This is a genomic window from Bartonella sp. B30(2025) (assembly GCF_053793825.1).
This window is the reverse complement of sequence record NZ_CP200034.1, coordinates 1,294,274-1,306,385: the sequence shown is the minus strand read 5'-3', so window position 1 is coordinate 1,306,385 and position 12,112 is coordinate 1,294,274. Positions and strand designations below refer to the sequence as shown.

General features: G+C 33.5%; 13 protein-coding genes, 1 tRNA gene and 2 pseudogenes. 5 read left to right on the top strand and 11 right to left on the bottom strand.

Annotation, left to right across the window (positions count from 1 at the left end; genetic code table 11):
* Window positions 1–172 precede the first annotated feature (172 nt).
* Entirely contained in the window at window positions 173–493 is a 321-nt protein-coding gene (locus V4P55_RS05585; protein ID WP_455474105.1) for a hypothetical protein, read from the top strand.
* A 248-nt stretch (window positions 494–741) separates the two neighbouring features.
* Here the strand turns inward: V4P55_RS05585 and V4P55_RS05580 are convergent, their stop codons facing one another.
* From V4P55_RS05580 to V4P55_RS05570, 3 genes are read right to left on the bottom strand one after another with little or no spacing between them, the layout of a single operon-like run.
* Complete coding sequence (locus tag V4P55_RS05580) at window positions 742–1,077, bottom strand: hypothetical protein (RefSeq protein WP_455474104.1); 336 nt, start codon at window positions 1,075–1,077, stop codon at window positions 742–744.
* 21 nt (window positions 1,078–1,098) lie between these two features.
* Complete coding sequence (locus V4P55_RS05575; protein WP_455474103.1) at window positions 1,099–1,269, bottom strand: nucleotide-binding protein; 171 nt, start codon at window positions 1,267–1,269, stop codon at window positions 1,099–1,101.
* The gene (locus V4P55_RS05570; protein WP_455474102.1) at window positions 1,266–1,556 is read right to left on the bottom strand and encodes a hypothetical protein; all 291 of its coding nucleotides are present in this window, start codon (window positions 1,554–1,556) and stop codon (window positions 1,266–1,268) included. The genes V4P55_RS05575 and V4P55_RS05570 overlap by 4 nt, the downstream gene beginning before the upstream one ends.
* A 506-nt stretch (window positions 1,557–2,062) precedes the next feature.
* Between V4P55_RS05570 and sbmA the strand changes: the two genes are divergently transcribed.
* A complete protein-coding gene (gene sbmA / locus V4P55_RS05565) occupies window positions 2,063–3,265 on the top strand; it encodes a peptide antibiotic transporter SbmA (RefSeq protein ID WP_455474101.1) in 1,203 nt (400 codons plus the stop codon).
* Between the two features lie 417 nt (window positions 3,266–3,682).
* Here the strand turns inward: sbmA and V4P55_RS05560 are convergent.
* From V4P55_RS05560 to V4P55_RS05525, 8 genes and pseudogenes are all read right to left on the bottom strand, one after another.
* Window positions 3,683–3,937 (bottom strand): annotated as a pseudogene (locus V4P55_RS05560) (Bcr/CflA family drug resistance efflux transporter); the annotation flags it as partial.
* Between the two features lie 175 nt (window positions 3,938–4,112).
* Window positions 4,113–4,253, bottom strand: coding sequence for a hypothetical protein (locus V4P55_RS05555; RefSeq protein WP_455474100.1), 141 nt, complete (start codon window positions 4,251–4,253; stop codon window positions 4,113–4,115).
* Between the two features lie 34 nt (window positions 4,254–4,287).
* Complete coding sequence (locus V4P55_RS05550) at window positions 4,288–4,467, bottom strand: hypothetical protein (RefSeq protein ID WP_455474099.1); 180 nt, start codon at window positions 4,465–4,467, stop codon at window positions 4,288–4,290.
* 59 nt (window positions 4,468–4,526) lie between these two features.
* Entirely contained in the window at window positions 4,527–5,012 is a 486-nt protein-coding gene (locus V4P55_RS05545) for an EexN family lipoprotein (protein ID WP_455474098.1), read from the bottom strand.
* A gap of 35 nt (window positions 5,013–5,047) precedes the next feature.
* On the bottom strand, window positions 5,048–5,491 hold the full coding sequence (locus V4P55_RS05540) for an EexN family lipoprotein (protein WP_455474097.1): 444 nt from the start codon (window positions 5,489–5,491) through the stop codon (window positions 5,048–5,050).
* Window positions 5,492–5,518: 27 nt separating this feature from the next.
* Window positions 5,519–6,241 (bottom strand): type IV secretion system protein, encoded by a 723-nt coding sequence (locus V4P55_RS05535; RefSeq protein ID WP_455474096.1) that lies wholly within the window; start codon window positions 6,239–6,241, stop codon window positions 5,519–5,521.
* Window positions 6,238–6,624: pseudogene (locus V4P55_RS05530) on the bottom strand (transporter); the annotation flags it as partial. The gene V4P55_RS05535 and the pseudogene V4P55_RS05530, both read right to left, overlap by 4 nt.
* A gap of 778 nt (window positions 6,625–7,402) precedes the next feature.
* A tRNA-Gly gene (locus V4P55_RS05525) sits at window positions 7,403–7,477 on the bottom strand.
* Window positions 7,478–8,277: 800 nt separating this feature from the next.
* Between V4P55_RS05525 and holA the strand changes: the two genes are divergently transcribed.
* From holA to V4P55_RS05510, 3 genes are all read left to right on the top strand, one after another.
* On the top strand, window positions 8,278–9,321 hold the full coding sequence (holA, locus tag V4P55_RS05520; RefSeq protein ID WP_455474095.1) for a DNA polymerase III subunit delta: 1,044 nt from the start codon (window positions 8,278–8,280) through the stop codon (window positions 9,319–9,321).
* 567 nt (window positions 9,322–9,888) lie between these two features.
* Window positions 9,889–10,821: a prephenate/arogenate dehydrogenase family protein gene (locus V4P55_RS05515; protein WP_455474094.1), complete on the top strand. Its 933-nt coding sequence runs from the start codon at window positions 9,889–9,891 to the stop codon at window positions 10,819–10,821.
* Window positions 10,822–11,249: 428 nt separating this feature from the next.
* The gene (locus tag V4P55_RS05510; protein WP_455474093.1) at window positions 11,250–12,104 is read left to right on the top strand and encodes a YihY/virulence factor BrkB family protein; all 855 of its coding nucleotides are present in this window, start codon (window positions 11,250–11,252) and stop codon (window positions 12,102–12,104) included.
* Window positions 12,105–12,112: the final 8 nt, after the last annotated feature.

Here is a 12,112-nt window from a genome sequence, read left to right as displayed (position 1 = left end):
ATATCGCGCTGTAGTGACCGACCAACACGCGTCAGCTAAAACATTAACGAAATTAACAATTGATTAGAATAAAAATAAAACATGAGTTTTGAGAAATATGAAAAAATTTTTAATTATCATTGTATAGATTTTTACAATTTAATATAATGACAAAATTAAAAGAGGGGGAGATATGAAAAAAAGCTATGTTGTAGTTTTTGTTAACTGTATCATGTCTTATGTGTTTGCAGTATTGAAACAGTTTCTTATGATTTCTTTTTATGTTCTGTATTTGCCATTATTTTTATTATTAAGTTGTGGTGTAATTGCCATTATTATTAACATATTTATTTTGTTATTTGTCGCTTTTAAAACAGAAGGAGGATGGTCAAAAGATATAATATTAATTATAGTTCAGCGTTTTGTTGCGGGTCTATTAGTAACTGCTTTATTAGGGCTGCTTTCCGCATGTAATATGTATTTAAAGCGCGGACGTATTAAACGGTATCGTTGATCTTTTTTCATCTTATTCCTTTAAGACAAAAGCAAATATTATTTATTAAATATTTTTTTACGATATGAAATCCTCAAGATCGGCTTGATATTTGTTATCCAAAAGATTTAATTTATTGGAAGATGATTGGTTTGGATCTTTTTGTATGAATGTCACAGATTTAGAATCTCTGAAAAATATAGAAGGATTAACCCAATATTGATTAGTTAACTTTGGTTTCAAAATACTTTTTTTATGAGTTCTTGTAATCAAAGTGCCAGTGTTTTCTTTTTCATATCAAGCTCTTTTCCATTAGCTATGATAGGCCCAAAGAACATATTTTTCCAAACAACAATATTTGCTGTTGATAGAATTTGTGTGCAAAGAAAAAATAACCTTGAAAGCGTATCATCCAATGCTTGCCCCCCAGTGATAATTGGGTGAATAATTACATTCCTTTTAACATTGGCTAATATATCAAAAGCTTCATTTTCTTGCAGATAATAAGCTAAAGGTAAAAATGTTGTCGCTCCGTTATCAATAACATATTGATGATCAGAATGAAGTAATTCTTCCATGAGGGCATCAAAATTACGAGGAATCATTACACTTTTCTTGAGGAGTTCTCATTGTTTTACATTAAAGTTTTTATAGTTTGCAAAAGTTTGATTGACTGGGTCCGTATCAATCCCTCTAACGTCGGTTTTATTTTCTAGTAAATATTGCATCACAAGACTAGCTACAAGAGATTTTCCTACCCCGCCTTTTCCTTGCAGGACTATGTGAATATTTGTCATACCATATCCTCTAATTTTTTATTTGGATTGTGCTTAAATGTAAGCGAAGCTTGCTTTTTTGTAATAGGCTCAACAGAGGTAGTTAATGTAGGTACTGGCACGGCATCTGCTTTGTTTTTTGAATATTTCCGAACGTATGATGCCAAAGAATGGTACGGTATATTTAAAGTTGGATTTTTTCTTAAAATTTCTTTTAGGGAGTATCCTTCTTCAATAAGACCTAAAATTAAATCTTTATTTGCTAAAAAAACTACACGAAATCCCCCCCATTGTTTTTTCTGTTTCATTTTTATTAAACTTATTAAATTCTTTAAAAACTTTTCAAATCTTATTAAATCTTTTTAAAAAATCAATTTATATTTTCTTTTTAATAAGATTTAATAAGATTTATTTTAAAAAGTATGGCAAGATGTGTAATGTAGCGCTACGCGATAACATTACTTTACATATTCGCATAAATGTTCAAGCTCTCTTGCTCTACGAGGTTTGATTGCTACCGCAATTTGGGAGGGAGAAAAGTAGCTTATAAAACGGGTATCTTTTTACGTAAAATTTAAATCATTATTTTTATAAAGAATAGAAATAGTGGTGTATAAGTGTTGATGGTGGCACAAATTATTGATTGCTGATGATAAATTGAAGCAGAAAAATTTACAATAAGGTCTGCCTACATTGCATTAAGTCTTGCTATCATAACATTTATTGCAATACAGTTATCAAACTATGAGATTTTTAGATCGGTATTTATTTAACGTAGTTAGCAATAAGATAACCAATTTTTCAGGAATATATCATGTTTAATTCATTTTTTCCCAGATCAGGATATTTTATCTCGGTTTTTATATGGGGATGTATTGCAGTTATTATCTGGCAAGCAGGCGGTAATCTTTATCTTGCTGAGTGGTTTAATGTATCAAAAACACCCCCCATTAGCATAGCACGGTTTTGGTCTGGCAGTTATCTTATTTTTTATACCTATTATGCACTTTGTGTTGGAATTTTTGCCTTGTACTGGTTTATTTTTCATCCACATAACTGGCAACGCTGGTCTATTTTGGGATCAGCAGCAATTATTTTTGTAACGTGGTTTTTGGTTGATGTTGGTGTTACTATCAATGCTTGGTATGCTCCATTTTATGATTTGATTCAAACTGCGTTGAGCAAACCAAATTCAATAAGCATTACACAATTTTATCATGAAATTAACACTTTTTTAGAAATTGCACTTGTTGCTGTTGTGGTAAGCGTGCTTAATAATTTTTTTGTTAGCCATTATGTTTTTCGTTGGCGTACAGCAATGAGCGATTACTATACAAATAATTGGCCACGTTTGCGTCATATTGAAGGGGCAGCTCAACGTGTGCAAGAAGATACCATGCATTTTGCTTCCACAATGGAAAGTTTAGGTATCGGCCTCATCAAGGCTATTATGACACTCATTGCATTTTTACCTATATTAATGCATCTTTCTATGCATGTTCCGACGCTTCCTATTATCGGAAGTGTCCCTTATGGGTTGGTGATCGCTGCTCTTATATGGTCAATAGCGGGAACTGGAATATTAGCAGTGATGGGAATAAAACTGCCAGGTTTGCATTTCAAAAATCAACGTGCTGAAGCGGCATATCGTAAAGAGTTGGTTTATGGAGAGGATGATAGTAAACGTGCGTCACCGCCAACAATTAAAGAGTTATTCAATGAGGTACGCGCTAATTATTTTCAATTGTATTGGCACTATGCTTATTTCAATGTTGCGAGAATGCTCTATTTGCAGGTTGACAATATTATTGGAATTCTATTGTTATTGCCGTCTATCGTTACTGGTGTTATTACGTTAGGGTTGATGACGCAAATCATTAATGTGTTTGAGCAAGTGAGAAGTGCGTTTCAATATCTTATTAATTCGTGGACAACTCTGGTAGAGCTTATGTCGATTTACAAACGTTTGAAAAGTTTTGAGCAGGAATTGATGCATCCAATCAATGAAGGTAATTAAAGAACTTGAAAATGAAATGATAGTTAACGATAGCTCATATTGTTTTGATACCTTAATATTATACCAGAAAATAACAATGAGGTAATAATCATTTTGGGTATTAAGAGCTTGAAGGCAAATTGATCTCTGGCTGCATTCGCTATTTCTTCATCAGAATTACACGTATTCAGAATACATCTTAACTTTTGGGTACGGGTCTTTAGCAATATCGGTTAGTAAATATGTTGTCATAGGTTGAAATGAGCCATTTCGACACTCACTCAATTTCAATATATTTTAACTTGAGCTGTCGTTAGATTTTTTAATATGTGCAGTGATGTAATCTAGTAAAAAAGAAATTTGATTCCTATAATAACTATTACGCGAAATGACATCAAGCTTTTTAAGCATAGTCATCCCCCAATTTGTTTATTTACCTTAGTTCATTTCTGAAGTCATAAAGTGGTTTGCTTTTCGAATATAAATTACAAAACCCACTATACAGCATGTAGCTAATAAAACAGCAACTTCCAAAGGATTATGTCCAGATATTCTCCCTATAACTGCTGCACTAAACGTTGCACTCCCTAATTGTAAGGTTCCCATAACGCCAGATGCTGCTCTAGCTTGGGGATGTGATGCAATAGTTAATGCTGTCTCTAACGGCAACAAAAAACTATTGCCAAAAGTCAATGATGTTAGTCATCTCACATCTGTAAGCGGTTGCATTAAAAGTTCTTCGATTTTAGTAAAAAAGTATATATTTTGTAGCGTCATGATACATTCATTGGATCAAATTTTTGGAACTATGATTATTGCTGGTTGTGAAGCCGGTTTTATTCACGGATCAAAGTTGTTTTTCCGCTTTTTATTTTCCTCTTTCCCATTTTTTCGTGGTAAACTTTTTCTCTTGCTCTTGTTTTTGGCGTTCTATAGCAAGTTGATAGTCTGCTACTCGTGCATTTTCACAGTTTTTCGGATGTTTTGTCCATCCACATCTCCTATCCATTTTTCACGTAATTTTTCATCTTTCTTAAAGTTTGCTACGCTATAGTTTTTTTCGCATCCAGCAGGCGAAAATTTCGGTGCCAAGAAGCAAAATTATTACAGTGATTTTGTTCATGATTTTCCCGCTCTCTGTTAATTGTACCCATTACATTTGTAATCGGCTCCATTAAAGCATGCTCTCTTATAGCAAAAATGGTTGTCTTTCCTAACGCCATTATATATTCACTTTGTTAAATTTTCGGGAATACAATTGGTTTTTATGAAACATTTCTGCCTATCGTTTTTCGGTTTCTTTGATTAGTTTTTGCAAGTTTTTTTTCGCTCTTGCTTCTGCTGCTTTTGTTTCTTCTTCTATTTGGATTCGTACTTTTTCACGTTCAGCTTCTCGTTCGGCCCTCTCTTTTTCTTCTGTTCTACGCCATTCTTCTTCTTCTTTACGAATTCTCTCTTGCACTTCTTTTTGGCGTTCCATAGCAAGTTGATAGTCTGCTGTTCGTGCATTTTCGCAATTTTTTAAAGTTCCTGTCCATCCACATCTCACTATCCATTCTTCACGTAATTTTTCATCTTTCTTAAAGTCGGATACGCTATAGTTTTTTTCGCACCCAGCAGCAAGAATTCCAGTGCAAAGAAGCAAAATTACTCCAGTGATTTTGTTCATAATTTTCCCGCTCTCTTTAATTGTACCCATTACATTTGTAATCGGCTCTATTAAAGCATGCTCTCTTGTAGCAAAAGTAGTTGTTTTTTTTAACGCCATTATATATTCGCTTTGTCAAATTTTTGAGAATACGATTAATCTTTCTGCAACAGTTCTTTCAGTTGTTTTTCGTTTTGTTCGATTAGTTCTTGCATTTTTTTTCTAATATTTTTATCTGCTTCTATTGACTGTTGTTCTCTTAGAATTCGCATTTTTTCTTCTTGAGCTTTTCGTTTGGCTTCTTGCTGGGCTCTCTCTTTTTCTTCTTTTTTACGTCTTTCTTCTGCTGTTCTACGCCATTCTTCTAATTCTTTACGACGTCTCTCTTGCGCTTGTTTTTGGCGTTCCATAGCAAGTTGATGGTCTGCTACTCGTACATTTTCGCAATTTTTTGAAGTTCCTGTCCATCCACATCTCACTATCCATTCTTCACGTAATTTTTCATTTTTCTTAAAGTCGGATACGCTATAGTTTTTTTCGCACCCAGCAGCGAAAATTCCGGTGCAAAGAAGCAAAATTACTCCAGTGGTTTTGTTCATGATTTTCCCCTTCCTTTGTTTTGAGATTTAATTGCCTAGCAATTGTTTTGCATAATTTCTGTATCGAGCGTTAAATTCTTCTCTGGTGCGCGGATTTGTACAGCTTTTTCTTGCGGCTTGTTGAACCATGGCGGTTGCTTGCATTTGTAGGAGTTGTGCTTGTAATTCTGCTTGCACGGTTGATAATTGTGTTTGAATGTCCTGGACCTGAGCAGCCGTTTTGGCATTTTTAAGTTTTGCAGAAAGCTTTCTAATTGTTTTTTTGATTTCATTAGTGTCGTTGTAGATCGATTCATCTAATGCTGCTTGTCCTACATTGTTCTTATGTAGTTTTTCGACTTTTTGTCGATAAAAAGCATCGACTGCGGCTTTTGATTCCGCACCGCTTGGTGGCTCTTTGTAGAGAAGTTTGTCTTCCCATTTTTTAGTATTTTCATTGTTACCGTTACTGGTGCCCTCTATTGATTGTTCAAAATGATTAAAATCAGAAGGCAAAGTAGAATTTTTACCTATTTTATCGAAAAATTCTTGTAAAATAGACAAATCAGTGACACCATTTAAGGAACCATATAATCTTTTCATTTCATTGATTTGTCCTTTTAATTGTTCAAGTAGCAGTTGTCCTTGCTTTAATTGGTCTATCATTTTGGCGAGAGCTGCGGCATCAAATGTAGGTACTACTGCAAGTGCATTTGTATGCAAACCAAAGAAAATTACATTAATAACTATCGCTAATAAATATTTTTTCATTTTTCGCGCTTTGTTTGAAAAAGTGATAACCATTTTTCTGGAGTTCACCGAATTCATCAATGTCTTCTAGTAATTCAATATTCCTAGTTGTGCTACTAAAAATGGATATTTCATCATCTAATCCACGCAAATTTAGTTCTGCTACAACAGAATTTTGCCCTTGTTTGATGAGAAAACGTCGTGACTCTCGTGTTAATTCTGTTTGTATAAGGTTAAATTCTCTCTCTGATAATTTAAAACCTTCTACATAATCAGTATGATTTTCCTTTTGGTTAGGAAAATAAATCTGTGTTGGACATTGCTCTATAATGGTGTGTGCAATTGTTGAGTTAAGTGCATCTTTGGGGGGATTGTGTAGCAAACAACATAAAACCATTTTTTCTGTGTATTTGATAAAGATAGTTGAGAATTATTCTTATAATTCAATATATAATTTTTTCATACAGTATTCCCCCAACAATTAGCATGTATAAATTCCCTTATGCAGTTAGACTAATTGATTCTTGAGCAATGCCTATACTAAAAACTACATAAAATTTGTAAATATCACTTTCTATATGAGATAAAAAAAGCAATACTTATTAAGTTTAGTAAATATAATTAAAAATAAGAAGCTTACCACAGTGCGCCATCACTACAGCGCTATATGAGGTTGTGTTCTGGCTCGTTTGCACATCCCATAAAAAGGAGTGCGGCTAAAGCTGGAAAACTTCTTATTTTTTTGTTTCTGTAAAAATTTTTAAGAACTGTTTGGTATCATTATTTGAAAAGTCTAGATTTAAGTCATTTAGTTTTTGCGGAAAATGGCTGCATTTGATATTTTTGCATGAACGTTACAAATGAATTGTCTTTGAAGAATAAAGAAGGATTAACCCAATATTGATTACGTAATTTTGGTTACAAAAATCCTTTTTTGGTGAGTTCATATTTGCATAAAGTGGAGAAAAAGTGGGATTAGTTAAGAATAGGTTATAATTTGTTGTTTTTATGTATACCTTCACCACTAAATGTATGTCCAATCAAATTGGAATTTGACACCTAAAAGTTGTAAAAATCAGAATTTTAAAATAAAAAAGACAGGAATCTTTGAAAAAATAGATCGGTGTAAAATAAGGTGGAAAGCTACAACACACGAGCACTAAGCAGAATATTATCAATTAATGGAGCGGGCGATGGGATTCGAACCCACGACCCCAACCTTGGCAAGGTTGTGCTCTACCCCTGAGCTACACCCGCTCATAATATTCGAAACATTTCTACTTCAAACGTTGTCTGTATGACTTAGGCTTATGAGAATTGCAACAAAAAAATAATAATTCAGTGTAATTTATTTTTTTATGTTAAAAAAAATAGAAAAAAGGTTAGTTTTTGAGCGTTCATTTTTAATAACTTATTTTCTGTAATGATTAAAATCATTAGGAAAATAAATTTAAATGCGTAAAATTGTGTATTGCTGTTCGGATTATTTTTAAGAGCAATAGCTTTATTAAAGTAACAGAAAATAATGATAGTTTTTATAAATTATGCTGTGTCTTGTTAAAGAGCGCAATTTGTTGAGAAGTGTGGGATGGTGCACATTTGCAGAAAATGGCTATAAAGATAGCGGGAATCGCAAATATATATTTATGGACGACAAGGCTGTATTTTTGCAACTAATGCAAGTTGCATAAAATTTATTTATGATAAACTTGATGTGATTATCATTATTAGCATAATTTCAGCACAATCAATATCTATCGATATTTGCTAATAGCACAAACAATCCTACTATTTTGACTGAGATTTTTAATTGTGTCGCAACAAATTATTATTTGTATTTATAGCGCTAAAAAATGCTGGTTCTGTTATGCAATTGAAAAATAATTGAAGAGAAAAGACTAATCACGATTATAGTGATACATTCTATATGCTAAAAATCCTAATTATAGAGAAAGATACTTATGTTGCATAGTGAGGTACTTTTTCATATCTCTTAAGAAGAATCTAGAAGATTTGTGGTGAACTTTTTTATGATGAACTTGTAATGGACTAATATTTTGGCTCAGACAAAAGCACATGAAGTTGATAGTTTTTTAACACGCCTTTCGCGTTCTTTTCCCATTGTTCTCATTTATGGACCTGATCGTGGTCTTGTTTGTGAACGTATACAGCGTTTTATTAAGCTTACGCAGATAGAAGTACAGGATCCTTTTTCTACTGTTCGGTTGGATGCGATTGAGATTGATAAAGATCCTGCGCGATTGGGAGATGAAACACGCACGCTATCGCTTTTGGGTGGGGATCGTTTGGTATGGATATCTAATGCAGCTAATCAAAAAAACTTTCTTGCAGCGCTAAAGCTTTTAGTTAAAGAACCACCAGAAAAAAGTTTTGTTTTAATTGAAGCAGGGGATTTAAAAAAAGGAACGGGGCTTCGTAATATTATTGAGACAGCGCAAACAGCAATGGCTTTGCCTTGTTTTGCTGATGATATTCGTTCTCTTGATGTATTAATTGATAAGGTCTTGAGAAATTTTAATATGACCATTTCTTCAGATGCGCGTAAATGGTTGCTTCATCATTTGGGAGGAGATCATCTTATTTCTCTGAGTGAATTAGAAAAGCTTTGCCTTTATGCATTGAAAAAAACACATATTGTTCTTGAAGACGTGAAGGCTGTAGTAAGTGATGTGAGTCCGCTTTCTCAAGATGAAGTGATCGATGCTGTACTACTGGGAAACATAGCGAACTTTGAAGCACATTTTAGCCGGCATGAAGCGACGCAAAGCGCCTATTCTTTTATTTTGAATACTGCGCAAAGACATTTGCAACAATTACAGCTTTTGCGTTATCAAATGGATATTGAAGGTAAAAATGCCTTTACAGCAATTTCTCAAGCGCAGCCTCCCATTTTTTTTCAGCGAAAAAAAACTATTGAACGAGCTCTAACATATTGGAAAGTTGAGCAAATTTCTTATGCGATGGAACGAATCCAGCGTGCTGTTTTAGAAAGCCGTAAAAATCCACTTTTGAGCGAAGCTATTACTCGTCAAGCTTTATTGGGGGTGGCAATTATTGCGCAGCGTCAAATGAATTCTTAAAATATTTTGCTCTGTTGATGTTTATCTTTTTGTATTAGAATTCTGAATATAGTATTTTATCTGTTCTTTTTGTTAAGAGGAGAAGGATAACATGAGGATTGTTTTATCTCTTTTTATGCTCTGCCTAACAAAATTTTAAATATGATAAAAGAGGTATTCACTCTCGTTAGCAAAAGCGCTGATGAAGAGAAAGATTAAGTTTTCTAATATTATGAAGAAATGTGCATAAAGCCACAGAAATTTACTTTTAATTTGAATAAAAGCTATTTTCACATAGATTTTCCGTCTATACTGAAATCACAAATTTGTAAAAATGTTAGCTTTTTATTCTTTATGTCAATAAAAAGTGCTTAATCAATAAGCCTAGAATTTTTAGAGTAATATTATGTTTTCTATTGCTGGTTTTTATATATTATTTCAAATAAAAATAATGTGTTATAAGCTTTTGCTTGCGATGATTCATGGATGCTTATCTTGTTAATGACGATGATTTTTTAAGATATTTCGCAATGCTGTTATCAGTATCCATTATCGATAGCGGTATTATTATCGCTTTAAAGGTGAAAGATGCTCTATATTCGGTTTGAGAAAATAGCCCTAATTGGAATTGGTTTAATTGGTTCTTCTTTAGCAAGAATTATTAAAAAGAATAATCTTGCTGATCAGGTAAATATAGCTACACGCAGCCGGAAAACGTTAGAAAGAGCACGAGAATTAGAACTTGGAGATTTTTATACAACAGATAATGCAAAGGCGGTTGAAGGAGCAGATTTGGTCATTATTGCTGTTCCTGTTGGAGCAAGTGTAGAAGTTGCAAAAACCATTCGTGACCATTTAAAGCCTGGTGCGATTATAAGTGATGTTGGTTCCACAAAAGCATTGATGATTGCAGAAGTGGAACCTTTATTACCAAAATCTGTACATTTTATTCCTGGTCATCCCATAGCTGGAACTGAATATTCTGGACCAGATGCTGGTTTTCCTGATTTATTTATAAATCGCTGGTGTATCTTGACACCTTCAGCTGATAATGACACCACTGCTATAGCAAAATTAACCGCTTTTTGGGAAGCTTGCGGTGCACGTGTTGAGAAAATGGATCCAAAACATCATGATCTTGTTTTGGCTGTTGTTTCGCATTTACCGCATTTAATTGCATATAATATTGTTGGGACAGCAAGCGATTTAGAAAAAGTCACCAATTCAGAGGTGATTGCTTATTCAGCTTCAGGCTTTCGTGATTTTACGCGTTTGGCATCTTCTGATCCTGTTATGTGGAGGGATATTTGTTTGCATAATAAGAATGCAATTTTAGAAATGCTGGGTTATTTTAATGAAGGTCTTGCGTATTTAGAACGTGCAATCCATCAAGGAGATGGAGATGCGTTGTTTGATTTTTTTACGCGGACGAGAGAAGTGCGACGCAGCATTATTGCTGCTGGACAGGAAATTGATTCTCCTGATTTTGGACGGCATGCGGTTCTTAAAGAGGATGTGTAAAAAGAGTAAAATTATTTACTGCTATTTAACCGCAAAAGTTATTTGTGAATAATACAGAGTCGGTTTTATTCTTACATTAATCTTTAGAGGTGGTGAGGTATAGTCTTGAGATAAGAAGAAACGTGTATTTATATGTGTGTAGCAATGAGTGTTTATTATTTTGTTTATAATAATAAATATTTCAGTTGTCGTGTACGCAACAATATCATCCAGATGTTATATTGTATTCTAGCTTTTAAAAATATTGGTGAGGTTTGTTAATCTCATTCTTAGATTGTTCGATACAAATGAGTAGTGCTTGATTATATTTACTCTTGCTTTTAAAATATATAGCATTTGGGGAGGGAACAGATTTTAGTTAATGAATGCAGATAATATTTTTTACAATATAGTTTTTCCAATAAAGTTTTTTCAGAAAGTGCTAAATTTTGATACGACATATATTGAGATATAGTTATCGTATTTTTGTCAATGCTGTGAGCCATTATTTACGCGATAACGGGAATGCTTTTGCAAGTCATGTAGCACTTTCTGGACTGTTGTCATTTTTTCCTTTTTTCATTTTTGGAACTTCCCTTGCCAGTTTTCTCGGAGCTTTTACCTATACGCCGCAAAAAATAAAAGAAGTCGTACAATTATTGCCAGATGCAATTGCGGAGCCTTTGTCTCAGGAAATTGTTAATGTTTTAACCACTCAACGAGGAGGGTTACTAACAATTTCTGTTATTGGAGCAGCATATTTTGCTTCTAATGGTGTGGAAGCTTTGCGTACAGCTTTAAATAGGGCTTATCGCGTTGTTGATTATCGTAATGTATTTTTTTGCCGTTTACAAAGTTTATTTTTTGTGATCGTTGGAGCAATGGGTTTATTGGTGCTCAGCTTTTCATTAATTGTTGTGCCTTTGTTTATCCGAATAATGCGAAATCATTCCTCTTTTATAGCCGAATATATTGGCGTAATACGGTTATGGCATTATGCGATTGTGTTGGTTGTTCTTTTCGTAAGTCTTTTGATTGTTCATAGATGGTTACCGGCTGGGCGTCGGAAATTTATAGATATTTTGCCAGGAATTATTGTAACAATATTCCTTTGGTTTGTGGTTTCTATTGCCTTTACCCAATATCTTGCAATGTTTAATTACATTTCTACCTATGCAGGATTAGCATCTATTATGGCTGCGATTATTCTTCTTTATATGTTGAGTGCGATTTTTATTTTTGGAGGAGAAATAAACGCAGCGATAATGTTTTATCGCGATAATTTGCAACATTCATATAAATGAAAGAGCTT